We start from the raw sequence: 18,322 nt of genomic DNA, 5'->3' as shown, positions 1-18,322 counted from the left end.
CGATACTTTTTCATCTGAATGTAAAACGGGTACAAGCACTCAGTAATTAATTTCTAAGTTCAAACTTCAACCAGTTCGTTTGATGGGAAAAACAGTAGGGGCGAAGCCATTGAAAGTGGAGCGTTTAGTTGCCGGGTCAAAACTATTTCCCGGGCAGCTAATTGCAACAATAAATTGATGGTTGTAGCATAACCGTAAGTAGCGATGGCTTCCTTATGACTTCAGAATAATATTACGTCGGAATACTATTATTCCGGCGTAATTATTTGTGATGGTGATAGATTTTTCTTCTTAATAGTGTATACAAGCGAAAACGTTCCGTCTTTGAACTGGTGGATTTGACTGGAGCGATTACAGAGCAAAATGCTTCAGTCTTTATTGTCGTACATACAGACAAATTCATTTGCCAAAACCGAATCTTTTCCCCGGATAAAATGCATATTCACTTTATTTCCGCTCCATTCAGCCAAGCCACCACTGAATAAAAAGCCTGCATACATTTTGCCATTGGCTGCCCCTAAAAAAGTGACATATCGGTTTTGTTGTTGAGAAGGGAGTTCAAGCCTTTCAAATGCAAGTCCGGCGTAACGACAAATGCCAAAATAGGAACCAAACCACATAAAGCCTTCCTCATCCTGCGCAATGGCTGTAATACGATCGGATATCAAACCATTTTTAGAAGTGTATTTTTCAAATGGAAGTGATTGCCCATAGACAACAAATAGGCTGAAGATGCCAAATATAGGAAGGGTGATTTTCTTAAAGTACATCACAATTTCATATTGTTTAAATATAATCAATTGTTCGACGCGCCATATAGTAAGAATGTATTTGCCCTTCAAAAATCTATGATGCGATTAGTATACAACGATTGTATCTGCGTAGAATTGAGAAAGCATAATTGCATGCAAAATCATTAATGAAAAAGCAGCTTTTAAAGTACTTTTATACGAATACGTAACAAATGATTACTCTAAATAATAAATCTGTTTTTATTCAAAACGAATCAATAATCTGGGAAAAGGTAGGAGAGGGTGTGAGAAGAATAGTGATGGCCTATACGGATGATGTTATGTTAGTAAAGGTGGCCTTTGAGAAAGGAAGCATTGGCGCTGTACATCAGCATGTACATACGCAATTAACGAATATTGAAAGCGGCATCTTTGAAGTAGAAATAGCAGGAGTAAAGCAGGTGCTAAAAGCCGGTGATGCTTTTTTTATTCCCTCCAACGAGTGGCACGGCGTAGTTTGTTTGGAAGCCGGAACATTGATTGATGTATTTAGCCCCATGCGCAAAGATTTTATTCCTCAAATTAGTTTGTAAACGATAATTCTGTTACTCCAATGCTTGGGTAGTCTACTGTAAAATCTAAACCATTACCTCTAAGGAAACTTAAGCTTATGATCGTCTGATTAACAGAGATGAACTTTTAGAATCAAGTAGCAATTATAAATAGTAAATAATATTATTCCGATACAATATGTCGGAATAAACCTAGCTTGGAAACCCTTTCTGTACAAGGGCGAATTGGAAACAAGCCAAATTCAGCTTAATAAGAATTATTACGCCGGAATAATAGTATTCCGGCGTAATAAATTGTGCCCAAGACTGGATTCGAACCAGCACGCCGTTTCCAGCGCTACCACCTCAAGGTAGTGCGTCTACCAATTTCGCCACCTGGGCATGTGGAGCGCAAAAATATCTTATTTTTTTAAAATTATGCGAAACGTTGTGCCTTTTCCTAATTCAGAGTTTTTTACTTCTATAGAACCCTTGTGATATTGTTCAATAATTCGCTTTGATAAACTAAGCCCTAAGCCCCATCCACGCTTCTTTGTAGTAAAGCCTGGCTTAAATACCTTGCTTAAATTTTGGGAACTTATTCCTTTCCCGGTATCACTGACATCTACAATTACTTCTTTTTTGTTTTCCTGAAGATCTATTGTGATACTTCCTTTCCCTTCCATGGCATCAAGAGCATTCTTCAAAAGGTTTTCAATGACCCAGTCAAACAAAGGCCCCGACAAAGGAATGATTATGTCGTTACTCAAATAATTATTGAGCTTGAACAGTACTTTGCCTGGGGCTCGCTTACGTACATATTCTACTACTTCTTCTACCTGCTTAACAACATTTAGTTTTTCTAGTTGTGGCGAGCTACCAATCTTGCCAAATCTATCGGACACCAAGCGAAGGCGTGAAATATCTTTTTCAAGTTCAGGCACATATTTTTCATTTCCAGGTGTTTCCCGCAATATTTCAAGCCATCCTTCCAAAGATGATACGGGTGTTCCTAACTGGTGTGCTGTTTCTTTAGCCATACCTGCCCATACCTGGTTTTGAGTAGATAGGTAGCTGCTACGTATGGCTAATATGGTTATAATAATAAATAGTGCTACAATAAATAGTTGTACTATAGGGTAATACTGCACCTCATTTAAAAGCTTTGAGTTGCCATAATAGTATCGGTTGCGGTGTGTTGAATCTAAGGGGTCTGTCCATTCTATTGGAGGACGGGATGATTGGAACGTAACTAGGCGGCCCTTAAGGTAGTTATTGGTATTTAGATTCTTGGTAGGCTCATGATTAGGCCATCCTTTTTTCACTTCGGCAGAATCCAGGTTCACCCAGTTTGTAATACTATCCTTTTCATTGGTTTCTATAATGGGAATGTCTGTTTGAATAAGGATCAATGACGCCAGACGAATATCTTGGTTGCTTGGGTTATTTATAAAATTACCGGCCTCTACCCATTGTTCTACTTTTTCTCTTTCATCTTTCTCGATCTTCTTGGCTAGGTAGGATGAGTATGAAATAGTGCCGCTAACAATGAGGATGGCTACTAGTGCTAATAAAGCCCGCCAGGTAAGGAGTTGACGAAACATGTGCCGAAAATAAGCAGTATAATAAACGTTCGCCTAATTTTGGTGAAATTATTTAGTTGTTTTGGCTGCATTACCTTCAATAGCTGTTGTTATATTAAACTGGAATGGAAGAAAGTATTTAGAACAATTTCTGCCGTCTGTATTGGCTTCAACATATTCTAACTTTCGCGTGGTTGTAATAGATAATGCATCAACAGATGATTCCATTAGCGTAATACAAAAAAACTTTCCACATGTAGATATTATAACGCTTACACAAAACTTTGGGTTTGCGAAAGGGTATAACGAGGGGCTGAAGGAGGTTAAAGCAGATTTTTATGTGCTTTTAAATTCAGATGTAGAAGTAGACCCAGGTTGGTTGCAGCCCATGGTGGCTATATTGGAGAAGGATGAAAAAAACGCTGCTTGTCAGCCTAAACTGTTAGCATTTCACCAAAAAGATCAATTTGAATATGCTGGTGCTGCTGGTGGATGGATTGATAGTCTTGGCTATCCTTTTGCTAGGGGACGTGTTTTTGATACTTGCGAGAAAGATGATCTTCAATATAATGATACGGTAGAGGTGTTTTGGGCAAGTGGAGCTGCTCTTATGGTCAGAAGTCATGTTTTTCATGAAATGAAAGGATTTGATGATTTCTTTTTTGCTCACCAGGAAGAAATTGATTTATGCTGGCGTATTCATCTGGCGGGCTATAAGATTTATTGTTGCCCTTCATCCATTGTATATCATGTAGGAGGGGGCACCTTGGCAAAGGGAAGCCCTAAAAAGACATTTTTGAATTTTCGAAATAACAATATCATGCTGGCAAAGAATCTCCCATTTAGTGAAAAATGGTGGAAGTTGCCGGTGCGTTTATTACTGGATCAGGTTACTGCATTTAAAGAGTTAGTAGGAGGGGATAAGAGGTATTTTATGGCAGTTCAAAAAGCGCAAATTGCATTTTTTAGATGGTTGTTTTCAAAGAAAGCTGTTAGCAAAAAATACGTGGCTAAACCTCTCAAACAGTTGCCTGGCGTATATAATGGAAGTGTAATTTGGCAGTACTTTGTAAAAGGTCAGAAATTATTTAGTGCTATTGTGAAGTCTTGAGCCATTTTCAATTTGTTAATTTTAGTTTGTTCCCCTTATTTTTGCACCACAAATTTAGTCTATGGATTATCAGCAGGAAGAATATCATGAAGAGTTGCAGAAAGTACAAGACCGTGATTTCACACATAGCTGGGTTTCTTCTTCTGCATTTCTATTTTATTTGTCTATTTTTTGTCTTGTAGTTTTCTTTTTGGGTAGCTGTTTCAGACTTTATAGAGAGAGATTTGAGCCATTGAAGAATGTTACCGTTCAGGAGAGTACACAGTATACGCCTAAGTACAAATAAATTTAAAAATATTTGGTTGGAATTGTAAGGCTACCTTATATTTGCAACCCGAACAAAACAAAAGTTCTTTTAAAAGCGGAAGTAGCTCATTTGGTAGAGCACGACCTTGCCAAGGTCGGGGTGGCCGGTTCGAGCCCGGTCTTCCGCTCAAGATTTCCTCCCGCTTTGGGAGGATTTTTTTTGGAGCCCTGGTGGTGGAATTGGTAGACACGCAGGACTTAAAATCCTGTGACCCGCAACGGTCGTAACGGTTCAAGTCCGTTCCGGGGCACTAGATAGCCGATCTTTTTAAGATCGGCTTTTTTATTTTATGCCCTACCTGGTCTATATCCTTTACTCTGAAAAATTGAACCGCTTTTATGTTGGAACAACGGATGATGCGGAAAGGCGCCTGTTGGAACACAATACGGCACATTACCAGGATGCGTATACCGTCAAGGGCATTCCATGGACGATTTACTTGACAATAGCGTGCACAAACAGTGAACAAGCCTATAAACTGGAGCGCTTTGTTAAAAAGATGAAGTCATCGGTTTTTATTCAAAAACTCAAAGACGTTCCTGGTGTACTTGAATCGGTTCTTGCTAAAATTTAGTGGTGGTGGAATTGGTATCCCGAAGCTTCGGGAACGCAGGACTTAAAATCCTGTGACCCGCAACGGTCGTAACGGTTCAAGTCCGTTCCGGGGCACTAGATAGCCGATCTTTTTAAGATCGGCTATTTTTGTTTTATGCCCTACCTGGTCTATATCCTTTACTCTGAAAAATTGAACCGCTTTTATGTTGGAACAACGGATGATGCGGAAAGGCGCCTGTTGGAACACAATACGGCACATTACCAGGATGCGTATACCGTCAAGGGCATTCCATGGACGATTTACTTGACAATAGCGTGCACAAACAGTGAACAAGCGTATAAACTGGAGCGCTTTGTTAAAAAGATGAAGTCATCGGTTTTTATTCAAAAGCTCAAAGACGTTCCTGGTGTACTTGAATCGGTTCTTGCTAAAATGTAGTGGTGGTGGAATTGGTATCCCGAAGCTTCGGGAACGCAGGACTTAAAATCCTGTGACCCGCAACGGTCGTAACGGTTCAAGTCCGTTCCGGGGCACTAAATAGCCGATCTTTTTAAGATCGGCTATTTTTGTTTTATGCCCTACCTGGTCTATATCCTTTACTCTGAAAAATTGAACCGCTTTTATGTTGGAACAACAGATGATGCGGAAAGGCGCCTGTTGGAACACAATACGGCACATTACCAGGATGCGTATACCGTCAAGGGTATTGTTAACTTACCTGTCTATCGCGTGTAGAAACAGCATAAAAAAAGCAACACATTATGTTGCTTTTTTTATTTCTTTACTTTCCGCAAAAGCCTACCAATAATTACGTGTTTTTCTCCATTTTCAAATTCAACCAGCATCGTTCCGTTCTTTCCGCGTTTACATTTGCCATCGTTTCTTCGAACGGCTTTACGCAATTTATTTTTTAAAATAAGGGTGGTATTCCGGTCTCCAAGGTATTGGTACTCCATATACTAAGAGCTAAACGAATAGATATATTCGATCTTTCCGTTTAATTGCTTTTGTTTGTTATATATAGCTTCTTTGATCTTTAAGCCTCTGTTGTCATATTGAAATCGCCAAATGAGGTAATCAGAGTTGTTTGAAGGGACGGTAATTTTCTGAATAACCTGGTTGGATTTAGAATACTCAAACATATACTCCGGAAGTAGTTTGCGTACTTTATTATTATAGCGTACAATGTCCGTCAATCGATTTTGATCATCGTAATAATAATAAACAGGTTCGCTTGCCTTGCCATTAATAAAACTTTGTTCTTCTGCAATATTGCCGGCTTCGTCTAACTTAAATTGAACAATAGAGGTGTCTTTCTTATTCTTTATACGAATTAATTTGCTCACTTTCCCTTTTTCATATTGCCATTGGTGCTCTTCGAATTGCGAAAACACGTTAGCCGAATCAATAGAAGATTGCTGTACATTTATTAATAATCCTTCATTATCATAAGTATAGATCATTGTATTTACCAGGGCATCGCTGCTGTCTATAGTCTTTGATACTTGTCCTTTTTCGTTAAAGAATGTAGTTAATATAGATGCTGATGTAATTCCGGACCGGGTAATCGTCTTAAGGGTATTGGTTGTGGGTGAGAAGGTTTGTTCAACAAAAAAAGCATCACTCTTAGTGCCGTCACCATCGTAGCTATTCAAAACAACCTGGTTCACTTTATTTTGCTTATAAAGCTTTATTGTAGTAGCTGTTTCATTGGTGCCAATAATATCACTGTAATAATATTGAGCCGATACCGACAGGCTGATAAACAACAGACTACTAAAAAGAATCTTTTTCATTGGATAATGAGCTTTTACTCAAAGTTAAACAAACGGTTAGGCTGTACGGTATACCTGCAGAGAATAATCTATTTTGTGACTATTTTTAGCAAAAATTTGACGTGTCTCATCAACCAGAACGTAAAGAAAAGAACTGTCTTAATTGTGGAACAACCGTACAAGGCCGGTTTTGTCAGAACTGCGGCCAGGAAAATGTCGTTACCCATCAAAACTTTTGGTCTTTAAGCAAACATTTTGTTTTCGATATCTTCCATTTTGATGGAAAGTTTTTTGACACGTTGCGGTTTTTGCTATTTAAGCCAGGGTTTGTAGCTAATGAATATGTCAGCGGAAAAAGGATGAAGTACTTGGATCCGATCCGTATGTATCTATTTACGTCGGCTGTTTTTTTCTTGGTGTTTTTCTCTATTAGTCATATTAATACCATGGATAATGAAGGGTCACAAGCGGCAAATCTTTCTAATAAGGAACGCCTGGAATTGGTAGAAAAATATAGAGAACAATTTAAGGAAAGGCCTTTAGATACGCTTTTAGGTAAAAAGATTGCCTTATTGCTGGATACTAGCCAGTCAGTACTTAAAGCAGATGTGAAGATTGATAGCGGCATTGAAATCAACAACAGGCGCTATTATTCCATTCCTGAGTATGATTCAATACAAAAAGCATTGCCAGGACCTAAAAGAGATGGGTGGATAGCACGAAAGTTTGCCCGTAAAAGCCTCGAGTTAGATGAAAAGTTTAAGGGGGATGGAAACCTCTTACTTAAGAGCTTACTTGAACATTTTATACACCGGTTTCCTTATATACTTTTCCTTTCACTGCCGTTTTTTGCAGGGCTGTTAAAGCTGTTATATATCAGGAGGAAATCTTTCTATTATAGTGATCATGCTGTGTTTACCCTTTACCACTACATTTTCAGTTTTATCATTTTGTTAGTCATATTTGGTTTTATCAGGCTCGGTGATGTGTTAAATTGGGGACTATTTGGTTGGTTAGCCTTTATGTTGGTTATTCTTTGGTTTGTATATCTATATAAAGGATTGCGTAACTTTTATGGTCAACGTAGAGGAATTACGTTTCTCAAGTTTTTGCTACTGAACTTTACAGGACTTGTATTAATCGCGGCGCTATTATTATTTTTCTTCTTATTTACGGCATATCAACTTTAAGTTATGACAAAGCATGCAGAGGCATTTGAGCGTTTAGTAACAATTATGGATGAATTGCGAGAGCAATGTCCCTGGGACAAAAAGCAAACAATTCAATCATTGCGTCAACTTACATTAGAAGAGGTATATGAGTTAGCCGATGCTATAACTGTTGAAGACTGGCCTGGTATAAAAGAGGAGCTGGGCGACTTGCTTTTGCATATTGTATTCTATGCTAAAATTGGAAAAGAGGAAAAGCAGTTTGAGTTAGCGGAAATGATTCATGCCATTTGTGATAAATTGGTAGCCCGGCATCCACATATTTATGGTGATGTTAAAGTGAACAGCGATGAAGATGTAAAACGAAACTGGGAAAAGTTGAAGCTAAAAGAAGGCAAGAAGTCGGTACTTTCTGGCGTTCCCAAGACGTTACCCGCACTGGTGAAAGCCATGCGCCTTCAGGAGAAGGCCAAACAGGTAGGTTTTGAGTGGGATAACAAAGATCAAGTATGGTTAAAGGTACAGGAGGAAGTTGGTGAACTCCAGGAGGCTATGAAACATGCTGATCCAAAGAAAGTTGAAGAAGAGTTTGGTGATGTGGTGTTTTCATTAGTGAACTTCGCACGGTTTTTGAATGTTGATGCCGAAAACGCTCTTGAAGTAACCAATAAGAAGTTTATAGAACGTTTTACGAAGATGGAAGAAATAGCTTTAGAAAGAGGTCGGCAACTAAATGATATGACCTTGGTGGAAATGGATACCATCTGGAATGAAGTCAAACAGAAGTCCCGTTGAAACTTTCTTCTTTAAATAATCGATTGCCTAAAGTCACATTACTGCTGGCAGCAGTAATTCTTTTCTTATTGTCGTTTGTTTCTGCTCGGTATTTTAGCGTTGCTCCCTCCATCAGAAACGAAGTCAAAAGTCTTCAGAAGTATATCAAAAATCAGGAAGCGGATTTTGAAACATTTCTAAAAGATACCCTTTTACTTAAACAACTGGCAACTCATAGAGAAACATTAAATACGTTTGAGAAGGTAGAGAATACCCCTTATGGGATCTTTTTAGTAAATACAACTAATTCCAATGAACCGGAATTGGTGTTTTGGAATAGTCAGCGCGTTTTACCTCCATTTAAAAATAAATCGATAGTAAATGGTGAAACATTCATGCTGCTATCAAATGGGTATTACCTAGTTGTAAAGCGTCCGATACAGCTAGTAGGAGTTGCTCCTGTTACATGTTATGCTACGATACCTATTCTATACAAATACGATTTTCAGCAGTCTAATTATTTACGAACACAGTTTGTTCATGATAAAGATGCAATAAAAAAGATCAGTATTACGGGCGAAAGGACACCTTATCTAATTCGTTCGTTACACGGTAAGCCTCTGTTCCATTTAGAGCCTAAAACATACATGCCCATTTTTGCCAATGATGCAGTAACGGTTACATTACGCATTTTGGCTTTTTTGTTACTATTAGCATATATACATTTTATAGCCACCTCTTTTGTACGAAAAAGAGGGGCCGTACAAGGAACAGTATTATTATTTGTATTACTTATAACGGTACGGGTTGTACTTCTCTCATTCTCTAACGTTTTTTCATTACGTCAGTTTGAATTATTTGATCCTACCATCTTTAGCGCCAATTGGGTAAACCGGTCGTTAGGCGACCTGTTGTTAAATGCAATTCTCTTATGTTGGTTGGTAATATTTGCCTGGTATAATATTGGCTCTTTTAAGCAATTGCCCTCTTTCTTTCAAGGTAAAAGATTATGGGTAATAGGAATTGCCTCACTTGTCTTGTTAATACTAATGACCTTTCAGTTTGCAGAGGCAGTCAGAAGCCTGGTTGCGGACTCCCAGATATCCTATAATGTTACTGACTTTTTTAGCTTAGGTAAGTTCACTGTTGTGGGTTTTGTGGTTTTGGCCTTACTATCCTTAACCTATTACTATTTTAGCCGCATTTTATTCCATTTTATTTTCCCAACCTTTAAAGGGCGGCAAGTCTATATTTATTTTACCCTGGCGTTAGTAGGCTTGCTTTTGTTAACGTTTAAAACAAATAACAAGGTTGTTCTGTTTCAGCTCCCCATTTTACTTTGGCTAATTATTTATACGCTTTTAGTTAGCCAGGAAACATTTATTATAAACCGGTTTAGGGTTACAATAGCGGGCGCTCTTTTTTGGATATTTATCTTCTCCATTTCTCTGGCTGGAATTATTTTACAAGAGAATAGGGTTAAGGAATTACGAATTCGAAAAGGTATAGCTGAAAAGTACGACCAGTTAACAGATCCTACCAGTGAGCTTACTTTAAGTATTGCATTGACTTACCTTGATAATGATTTTCTACGGGCTAATTTCTGGCGTTTTAAACAGCCTGAACAAAACAGGCAAATCAGAGATAGCATTATTCGGCAAAATATATCTACAGGCTTTCTCAATAAATACGATACGAGGATTTTTGTATTTGATGCTAAGAATCAGCCAATAAATAATGAAGATCCGATAACCTACACTGAGCTTAATAATGTATTAACCACTCAAAGTAGATCTACCAAAATCCCGGACTTGTATTATCACGAAACCTCTTTTGATCAATACACGTATATAACAAAACGTACTATTAAGGATTCGCTGCCTATAGGTACCTTCTTTATTGTTTCTACGCCCAAGCGATACAATCAGGATGCCTTATATCCAGAATTGTTTCGCCGTATCAATGACGATGATCCGGAAAATTCACCACTGTACTCATATGCTATTTATAAGAAGAATATTCTGGTTGCATCAAGTACCAAGTATCCCTTTAGGATTAACCTGATGCCTAGTGAAGTTCCAGTGCAGGAGTTTACACGCTTTTTAAATGGCGATTATGATGAGTTGTGGTTTAGAGCAAGCACTGAGAAGGTGGTTGTGATTGCTAAAAAGCAAGATTCTCTATTAGAAAGCATTACTTTATTTTCTTACTTGTTTTGCGCCTTCCTTTTTTTGGTGGCATTCTTACAAATAGTGTCCATTCTATTAAGGGCAGGGGAAGATTGGAAAGTTTTGCATGTGTTCTGGCAAATGAATATTCGATCACAGGTTCATGGGACCGTGATCTTTATTAGCATTTTATCATTCCTGATTATAGGGGTGGCAACTATCTCTTTTTTCATTTCCCGATATAATCGTAACAATATTGACAGACTCAGCCGTACCGCAGGTATCATGGTAAAAGAGCTGCAAAAGCGTGTTACCGAATATGGCGTTTTTGATGATGTTGTGAAAATTTATGATCCAATTGTCAACGAGAATTTAAAGGAACTGATTGACGATGTAGCAGATATACATAATGTCGATGTCAATGTATATGATCTCCAGGGAAATCTCCAGGTATCATCCGAGAATGAAGTTTATAACAGGGGTATATTGAGCAAAAAGATGCATCCAGAGGCATACTTTCACTTAAACAGACTAAGGCAAGTGCAATACGTACAAGAAGAAAGTATGAGCTCCCTGCAGTATTTAAGTATTTATGCGGCTGTTAGAGATGAAGAAGGAAATGTATATGCCTATCTGAATATCCCGTATTTCTTATCCCAGATTGATCTGAACCAGGAGATTTCTAATTTTTTAGTGACTATCATTAATCTGAACGCCTTTATTTTCCTTATCGCAGGTGTTATTGCTTTGTTTATTACAAACCGCATTACACGTTCCTTCTCCATCATTGGAGATAAGATGAAGGAAATACAGTTGGGTAAAACTAATGAGGAAATTGTTTGGAATCGTAACGATGAAATAGGAGAGCTGGTAACGCAGTATAATAAAATGGTACATCAATTAGAGGAAAGTGCTACTGCTTTGGCCAAAAGTGAGCGGGAAGGGGCTTGGCGGGAAATGGCGCGCCAGGTAGCGCATGAGATCAAGAATCCACTAACACCTATGAAGTTGAGCATTCAGTATTTGCAAAAAGCAGTTAATAATAACCAGCCGAATGTAAAAGATTTAACGACCAATGTGGCCAATACGCTTGTAGAGCAAATCGACCATCTTTCTAAGATCGCTGCCGACTTTGCCCGATTTGCAAATATTGGTTACCGCCACTTAGAGCGTTTTGATCTTCATGCAGTTTTAGAAGGGTTAATCGATTTAAATCGGGCTAACCCTAAGGTTACATTAAAGTGGTATCCGTTGCCTCATGCCTTGTACATAGAAGCGGATAAAACACACATGAATCGCTTGTTTACTAACTTGTTAACGAATGCAATTGAAGCTTGCTCAAATGAGAAAGCGTGTATTGTAGAGGTTATAGAATCAGTACAACGTGAAGGCATGTTTGCTATTCACATTAAAGACAATGGTATTGGTATTCCCAAAGAAATGCAGTCTAAGATCTTTACCCCCAACTTCACAACGAAGTCTTCCGGAACAGGGCTTGGATTGGCCATGTCAAAAAGTATCGTTGAGCAAGCCGGAGGTAATATCTGGTTTGAAAACAATCCAGGAGGTGGAACTACTTTCGTTGTAGAACTACCTACAATTAACTAAGCTTTTTTATGGCTTTTCGGTTTTGAAGGAAGGCTTCAAATGCTTCTCGACTATAACTGCTGAGGTTATGCTGTTTTGTTAATCCTCCTTTTTGCGCTACTAATACACCATACTTAATATTAGCAAACTCTTCCAACGCATGGGCGTCAGGGTTGATGGAAAGAAGTACGCCTTTTTCCAAGGCATAATCTATATAACGCCAATCTATATCCAGGCGGTAAGGACTGGCATTTATCTCTATAGCCACATTGTTGGCTGCACAAGCATCAATGATGGCTTTATGATCTACAGGATAGCCTTTACGGCGAATAACCAGGCGGCCCGTCATGTGTCCCAAAATAGTTACATAAGGATTGGTAATGGCACCCATTAAACGCTGCATAGCTTTCTCTTCATCCATATCCAGGTTGCTATGGATAGAGGCAATCACCATGTCAAAACTAGATAGCACTTCATTGCTATAGTCCATGCTGCCATCTCCTAATATATCGCACTCAATGCTTTTGAAGATCTTAAAAGGAGCTAACTTTTTATTTAAGGCATCAATTTCACGATGCTGTTCTTTTATTCGTTCTTCACTTAAGCCGTTAGCATAAGAGGCAGCCTTTGAGTGGTCTGAGATAACAAGGTATTCAAAGCCAAGGCGAATCAGTTCATTGGCCATCTCTTCTAGCGAATAAGAACCATCGCTCCAGGTGCTGTGTGAATGTATCAGTCCTTTAATGTCTTTGACTTGCACTACATCTGGAACACCCTGCTCTTTGATTTTATGTAGAACATCGCTGTTCTCTCTTAAATAAGGAGGAATGAAAGGGAGCCCTTTAGTGCTAAAAATAGCTTCTTCACTTTCACTTGTGATTACTGCGCCAAAAGCTTCTAAAAACGCCGGACTAGCAGTAGTAGTAAATAACTTCTGTATAAAATTTTCTGGTGATGCTAAATGAAAGTATAATCGAATAGAGCCATTTGCCAAGAAATGAATATGCGCATCGCTCTCATCAAGGATTTCTGTTTCTTCTTTAGGGAAAAAGTGAATCAGGTTTTCTTTTGATAAGGTAGTTACCCATTCCAGGGTTTCTATTACCTCTAGTTGTCTTCTAAAGGCACCGGTAATACTTGTCTGGGCCTGGCTATATTTTTCAGATAGCTTGGTTTGTAAGGCTTCTGCAAAACTTTCTATTTCGGCATACATAAACTTTCCTTTGTTCTGTTGTTGGAAGTGTATAGCCTCTAGAATTTTTTGTTCTGTCTTATCGCCAAAGCCTTTTTGCTTGGCAATGCGGTGTTCTTGACAAGCTTCTTTCAATTCTTCAATGGTAGCTATGTGTAATTCTTTCCAGATAGTGTGAATCTTTTTAGGTCCCAAACCTTTTATGCTCATCATTTCCAAAACACCTTCAGGAGTTATAGTTAACAGCTCTTTCAAAGCTGATAGTTCGCCTGTTTGTACCAGTTCTACAATCTTCTTGGCCACACTTTCACCAATGCCTCTAATAGAGGATATTTTGTTTTCGGGTAACGTACTTAAGGCCTGTGGCAACTTCTCAATGGCAAACGCAGCCGATGAATAGCTCTTAGACTTAAAGCTGTTCTCGCCATGAATGTCCATTAACTTGGAAAGTAAGTTCAGTTGCTCTGCTATCTGGTAATTATCCATGACTGCAAGATAGTGAATCGCCAATGCTCATTGGCGAATAATGGATTCCAAATAAAAAGGGGAGAAGGGACGAAGGAAAGATCCGGCAAAGAAGTTTGTCGTTTCAAATGCTGCAGGGGGAAGCTGCATGAATAAGTTTAGAAGTAACGGTTATATTTTTTGTGAAGTTGATAATTTAGATAGAGGCAGAAATGATTCTTTATAAATGAAAAGTATTAGCGGAGAGGTCTCTGGTGTCTATGAAAACAAGCCATCCTTTTATTCTCTTACTGCGAAATCCATTCTAAATCCCATAATCTGCAATAAAAGAAAAAGGTCCCGAATAATCGGGACCCATATAAATAAGAAAGTTTGTTCTTATTTCTTTTTAGCTGCTGCTTTTTTTGCAGGAGCTGCTTTTTTAGCAGGAGCTGCTTTCTTTGCTGCAACTTTCTTTGCAGGAGCTGCTTTTTTAGCAGGAGCTGCTTTCTTTGCTGCTGCTTTTTTAGGAGCTGCTTTTTTAGCTGCTGCTTTCTTTGCAGGAGCTGCTTTTTTTGCTGCTACTTTTTTAGCAGGAGCTGCTTTTTTAGCGGCTGCCTTTTTAGGAGCTGCTTTAGATGTTGAACCTTTGCTGGCAGCTTTTTTTGCTGTTGCCATAGTTTTTGAATTTAATGGTTAGTTAAAAAATAACGATAGTAAAGTTAGAAACAAATTTTATACCGTCAAATTTTTTATGCACCATTAATTCAGGCAAGGCAATTAAGCAGTTGCTTCAACGGCATTAACAGATACGAATGTTCTGTTTTGTCTGCCTTTTTTGAATTCAACAACACCATCAGATAAAGCAAACAGTGTATAGTCTTTACCAACACCTACGTTTGAACCTGGGTGATATACAGTACCACGTTGACGAACAATAATGTTACCTGCAATAGCGGGTTGACCACCGTAAATTTTTACGCCCAAACGCTTGCTGTTTGAGTCGCGGCCGTTCTTTACACTACCTTCACCTTTCTTGTGAGCCATGATAGTTTATTTTAAAAATGATAGTTATTAATTAATAATTCCCTAAGCTGACAAAGGGTTAAGCAATATTGCTGATTCTGATTTTAGTATAGTGCGTACGGTGACCTAATTTTTTACGGAAACCTTTTCTACGCTTTTGCTTATAAGCAATTACCTTATCACCTTTTACATGATCAAGGATCTCTGCTTGTACTTTTACACTTACAGCATCTGCAAATGATAAATTTCCGTTGGCATCAGCTAAAATCACTTCGCCAAATTCTACTTTGTCGCCGGCGTTGCCTTTAATATTAGGCACGTATAAAGTTTGGTCTTTTTCAACCTTGAATTGCTTACCAGCTATTTTTACGATTGCGAACATAACGGTTCAAAAATTAGGTTGGCAAAGGTAATGGTATTTTCTGAAGTGACCAACAATTTCCCTTTTGTTAAAGCTAAATTAAGAGCGCCTTAACGGCTATTCAGTATATTCGTGCCGGTTTAGCAGCCATTTTTTCCCTCTGGGAAGAGGGGCAGCAGCTTTATATAAGCCTACGATGAAAATCAAATCACTATTAGCAAAGCCTTTTGCTTCCTATATACATTCAAAAATACGTAAGGGTATGCATACTGCCCTTGCCGATCAGGATGCTATTTTAAAGGAGCTTTTAAAGGTTGGAAAGAATACAGAGTTCGGAAAAGATCACCAGTTTGGAAATATTAACTCCTATAGGGAGTACACTCAAGGCGTGCCCATTCGCGATTATGAGGCCTTTAAGCCTTATATAAATAAGGTAAAAGAGGGCCGGCATAATGTACTGTGGAAGGGTAAGCCCATCTATTTTGCCAAAACCTCTGGCACTACTAGTGGGGTAAAATACATTCCCATTACAAATGAATCGATTCCCAACCACATCAATACAGCCCGTAATGCCTTGCTCTGCTATATGGCTGAAACAGGAAATACAGCCTTTGCCGACGGCAAATTAATTTTCCTGTCTGGCTCGCCAGAGCTGGAGCGTATTGGCGGTATTCCTACAGGTCGTTTGAGCGGCATAGTCAATCACCACGTTCCTAAATATCTGCGCTCTAACCAACTGCCCAGCTATGAGACCAACTGCATTGAAGACTGGGAAACCAAGTTGGATAAGATTGTAGAGGAAACGATCAACCAAGACATGACACTGATCAGCGGTATTCCGCCATGGGTGCAGATGTACTTTGATCGCTTGCAGGAAAAAAGTGGTAAAAGGATCAAAGACCTTTTTCCGCAATTCTCTGTGTTGGTGCATGGCGGCGTCAACTTTGAACCTTATAGAGCAAAACTTTTTGAAAGCATTGGTCAGAAGATCGATGCTATCGAAACCTTCCCTGCCTCTGAAGGTTTCTTCGCTTTCCAGGATACGCAAACAGAAGAAGGCCTATTGTTAAATACCAATAGCGGTATCTTCTTTGAATTTATTCCTGCTGGCGAAATATTTAATGATAATCCTACGCGTCTTTCTTTGCACGATGTAAAAGTGGGAGAGAACTATGCCTTGATTATAAACAATAATGCCGGTTTATGGAGTTACAACCTGGGCGATACAGTAAAGTTTGTTAGTACAGATCCATATCGTTTAGTTGTTACAGGTCGTACCAAGCATTTTATTTCGGCGTTTGGTGAGCACGTTATTGGTGAAGAAGTAGAACACAGCCTGTTAAAAGCTGCTGAAAGAAACAATGTACGCATCACCGAATTCACCGTAGCTCCATTTATTCAACAGGGCGAAGGAAAGAGCTACCACGAGTGGTTCGTTGAATTTGAAAACAAACCTGACAATCTTGAAGCCTTTGCACAACAGGTAAATGAGAACCTGCGTCAAAAAAATATCTATTACGATGATCTGATCAGGGGTAATATTTTGCAGCCGCTGAAAATTTCTGTGGTGCGCAAGAATGGCTTCATTGATTATATGAAATCGATCGGCAAGTTAGGCGGGCAGAATAAAGTGCCTCGCTTAAGTAACGATCGTGCTATTGCTAACGCTTTACAAAACTGGATAGAGTCATAATGAACCTATTTTGTTATTCCCTAATGACTTACTTATTTTTATAAATCCACTATGAATGCAAACGCCTCGATAAAACGCATTGGCATCTTTGGTTCAACAGGGTCTATTGGTACACAGGCCCTGGATGTGATTGCGGCTAACCCTGATAAGTTTTCTGTAGAAATATTGACCGCCAATGGCAACGAGGATCTACTGATTGAACAGGCGATTAAGTTTAAGCCAAACGTGGTGGTGATCTGCGATGAAAGTAAATATGCCAAAGTACGCGAAGCTTTAGCATCTTCGGATAGTAAAGTATTTGCTGGAGAGAAAGCATTGGAAGAAGTGGCAGGTATGGATATCTATGACCTCATGCTGGCAGCCATTGTTGGTTATGCTGGTTTGAAACCTACACTTAGCGCCATCAATGCCGGCAAGGCTATTGCGCTTGCTAATAAAGAAACGCTGGTGGTGGCTGGCGATATCGTAATGCAAACGGCCTTTCAAAAGCGCGTACCAATTATTCCCGTCGATTCCGAGCATTCCGCAATATTTCAATGCCTCGTAGGGGAAACCCGCAACCCGGTTGAGAAGATCTTGCTAACCGCTTCTGGTGGACCATTCCTGGGTCGTAAGCCAAACTACCTGGTGAATGTAAAACGGGAGCACGCCCTGCAACATCCCAACTGGAGCATGGGTGCCAAGATCAGCGTAGATTCAGCTACATTGATGAATAAGGGTTTGGAAATGATTGAAGCCAAATGGTTATTCAATCTACGTCCTGAACAGATTGAGGTGCTTATACACCCACAAAGCATCGTGCACTCCATGGTGCAATTTGAAGATGGTAGCATCAAAGCGCAAATGGGACTGCCAGATATGAAGTTACCCATTCAATACGCTTTAGCTTTCCCTCAGCGCATTCAAAATAGCTATCCGCGTTGCGATTTCAAAAAGTTCAAAACGTTAACATTCGACGAGCCCGACTATCGCACTTTCCGTAATCTCACGCTGGCCATTGAAGCCCTGAATAAGGGAGGAAATCTGGCCTGTATTATGAACGCCGCCAACGAAATTGCGGTGTATGCGTTCTTACGGAACAAGCTGGGCTTCCTTGATATGACGGATGTTATAGAGCATACCATGCAAAAAGTGAAGTTCATTCAACAGCCTACTTTGGAGGAGTATTTGGATAGCGATGGTGAGGCCAGAACCTATGCCGCAGAGATGATCAAGCTGTAAAATCAAACACTTAAAACACCGTTAATAATAGCTGAGCTGCGTCCTAAAATGACAAAGGGTGCACGCAGGTTGG

General features: G+C 39.2%; 17 protein-coding genes and 3 tRNA genes. 12 read left to right on the top strand and 8 right to left on the bottom strand.

The genetic code is table 11. The annotated features are described in order from the left end of the window. Positions 1-368 precede the first annotated feature (368 nt). Positions 369-770, bottom strand: coding sequence for a two-component regulator propeller domain-containing protein (locus SY85_RS05195; protein ID WP_066402124.1), 402 nt, complete (start codon positions 768-770; stop codon positions 369-371). A gap of 194 nt (positions 771-964) precedes the next feature. On the opposite strand from SY85_RS05195, the gene SY85_RS05190 reads away from it, so the two are divergent. Further along, positions 965-1,324, top strand: a complete 360-nt coding sequence (locus SY85_RS05190) for a cupin domain-containing protein (protein ID WP_066402123.1) — start codon at positions 965-967, stop codon at positions 1,322-1,324. A gap of 276 nt (positions 1,325-1,600) precedes the next feature. On the opposite strand, the gene SY85_RS05185 is transcribed toward SY85_RS05190, so the two are convergent. Further along, positions 1,601-1,684 (bottom strand) — tRNA-Leu (locus tag SY85_RS05185). 20 nt (positions 1,685-1,704) lie between these two features. After that, positions 1,705-2,886 (bottom strand): sensor histidine kinase, encoded by a 1,182-nt coding sequence (locus SY85_RS05180; protein ID WP_066402122.1) that lies wholly within the window; start codon positions 2,884-2,886, stop codon positions 1,705-1,707. Positions 2,887-2,947: 61 nt separating this feature from the next. Between SY85_RS05180 and SY85_RS05175 the strand changes: the two genes are divergently transcribed. The 6 genes from SY85_RS05175 to SY85_RS24990 all read left to right on the top strand — a co-directional run bounded on the left by SY85_RS05175 (position 2,948) and on the right by SY85_RS24990 (position 5,574). Then, entirely contained in the window at positions 2,948-3,976 is a 1,029-nt protein-coding gene (locus SY85_RS05175; protein ID WP_066402121.1) for a glycosyltransferase family 2 protein, read from the top strand. A gap of 361 nt (positions 3,977-4,337) precedes the next feature. Beyond that, a tRNA-Gly gene (locus SY85_RS05165) sits at positions 4,338-4,410 on the top strand. Between the two features lie 37 nt (positions 4,411-4,447). Then, positions 4,448-4,533: transfer RNA gene (locus SY85_RS05160), tRNA-Leu, on the top strand. A gap of 39 nt (positions 4,534-4,572) precedes the next feature. Then, positions 4,573-4,857, top strand: a complete 285-nt coding sequence (locus tag SY85_RS05155) for a GIY-YIG nuclease family protein (protein WP_066402119.1) — start codon at positions 4,573-4,575, stop codon at positions 4,855-4,857. A gap of 135 nt (positions 4,858-4,992) precedes the next feature. Then, the gene (locus SY85_RS05150) at positions 4,993-5,277 is read left to right on the top strand and encodes a GIY-YIG nuclease family protein (protein WP_066402118.1); all 285 of its coding nucleotides are present in this window, start codon (positions 4,993-4,995) and stop codon (positions 5,275-5,277) included. A gap of 135 nt (positions 5,278-5,412) precedes the next feature. Continuing rightward, complete coding sequence (locus SY85_RS24990) at positions 5,413-5,574, top strand: GIY-YIG nuclease family protein (RefSeq protein ID WP_082886302.1); 162 nt, start codon at positions 5,413-5,415, stop codon at positions 5,572-5,574. 224 nt (positions 5,575-5,798) lie between these two features. Here the strand turns inward: SY85_RS24990 and SY85_RS05140 are convergent, their stop codons facing one another. Then, entirely contained in the window at positions 5,799-6,635 is an 837-nt protein-coding gene (locus tag SY85_RS05140) for a hypothetical protein (protein ID WP_066402116.1), read from the bottom strand. A 101-nt stretch (positions 6,636-6,736) separates the two neighbouring features. Here SY85_RS05140 and SY85_RS05135 point away from each other — a divergent pair, with 101 nt between their 5' ends. Genes SY85_RS05135 through SY85_RS05125 form a run of 3 tightly spaced genes read left to right on the top strand, consistent with a single transcriptional unit; the run spans position 6,737 to position 12,333 of the window. After that, on the top strand, positions 6,737-7,804 hold the full coding sequence (locus SY85_RS05135; protein WP_066402115.1) for a DUF3667 domain-containing protein: 1,068 nt from the start codon (positions 6,737-6,739) through the stop codon (positions 7,802-7,804). A 3-nt stretch (positions 7,805-7,807) separates the two neighbouring features. Next, positions 7,808-8,578, top strand: coding sequence for a nucleoside triphosphate pyrophosphohydrolase (mazG, locus tag SY85_RS05130; RefSeq protein WP_066402114.1), 771 nt, complete (start codon positions 7,808-7,810; stop codon positions 8,576-8,578). Next, the gene (locus SY85_RS05125) at positions 8,575-12,333 is read left to right on the top strand and encodes a sensor histidine kinase (RefSeq protein WP_066402113.1); all 3,759 of its coding nucleotides are present in this window, start codon (positions 8,575-8,577) and stop codon (positions 12,331-12,333) included. The genes mazG and SY85_RS05125 overlap by 4 nt, the downstream gene beginning before the upstream one ends. Here SY85_RS05125 and SY85_RS05120 read toward each other — a convergent pair. From SY85_RS05120 to rplU, 4 genes are all read right to left on the bottom strand, one after another. Further along, positions 12,326-13,990 carry a helix-hairpin-helix domain-containing protein gene (locus SY85_RS05120; RefSeq protein ID WP_066402112.1) on the bottom strand — a complete coding sequence of 555 codons (1,665 nt, stop codon included), beginning with the start codon at positions 13,988-13,990 and terminating at the stop codon, positions 12,326-12,328. The two genes, SY85_RS05125 and SY85_RS05120, sit on opposite strands and share 8 nt — an antisense overlap. A 357-nt stretch (positions 13,991-14,347) precedes the next feature. Then, positions 14,348-14,626 carry a hypothetical protein gene (locus SY85_RS05115; protein ID WP_148661120.1) on the bottom strand — a complete coding sequence of 93 codons (279 nt, stop codon included), beginning with the start codon at positions 14,624-14,626 and terminating at the stop codon, positions 14,348-14,350. Positions 14,627-14,728: 102 nt separating this feature from the next. Beyond that, the gene (rpmA, locus tag SY85_RS05110) at positions 14,729-14,995 is read right to left on the bottom strand and encodes a 50S ribosomal protein L27 (RefSeq protein WP_066402111.1); all 267 of its coding nucleotides are present in this window, start codon (positions 14,993-14,995) and stop codon (positions 14,729-14,731) included. 58 nt (positions 14,996-15,053) lie between these two features. Beyond that, positions 15,054-15,356, bottom strand: coding sequence for a 50S ribosomal protein L21 (gene rplU, locus SY85_RS05105; protein WP_066402110.1), 303 nt, complete (start codon positions 15,354-15,356; stop codon positions 15,054-15,056). A gap of 175 nt (positions 15,357-15,531) precedes the next feature. Between rplU and SY85_RS05100 the strand changes: the two genes are divergently transcribed. Together SY85_RS05100 and SY85_RS05095 are read left to right on the top strand one after the other, a co-directional pair. Further along, the gene (locus tag SY85_RS05100; protein ID WP_066402109.1) at positions 15,532-17,028 is read left to right on the top strand and encodes a GH3 auxin-responsive promoter family protein; all 1,497 of its coding nucleotides are present in this window, start codon (positions 15,532-15,534) and stop codon (positions 17,026-17,028) included. 51 nt (positions 17,029-17,079) lie between these two features. Further along, positions 17,080-18,249 (top strand): 1-deoxy-D-xylulose-5-phosphate reductoisomerase, encoded by a 1,170-nt coding sequence (locus tag SY85_RS05095; protein WP_066402108.1) that lies wholly within the window; start codon positions 17,080-17,082, stop codon positions 18,247-18,249. Positions 18,250-18,322 lie beyond the last annotated feature (73 nt).

Source organism: Flavisolibacter tropicus (genome assembly GCF_001644645.1).
Lineage (GTDB): Bacteria > Bacteroidota > Bacteroidia > Chitinophagales > Chitinophagaceae > Flavisolibacter > Flavisolibacter tropicus.
The sequence above is the reverse complement of the archived record's forward strand: the minus strand, read 5'-3'. Positions and strand labels throughout refer to the sequence as shown.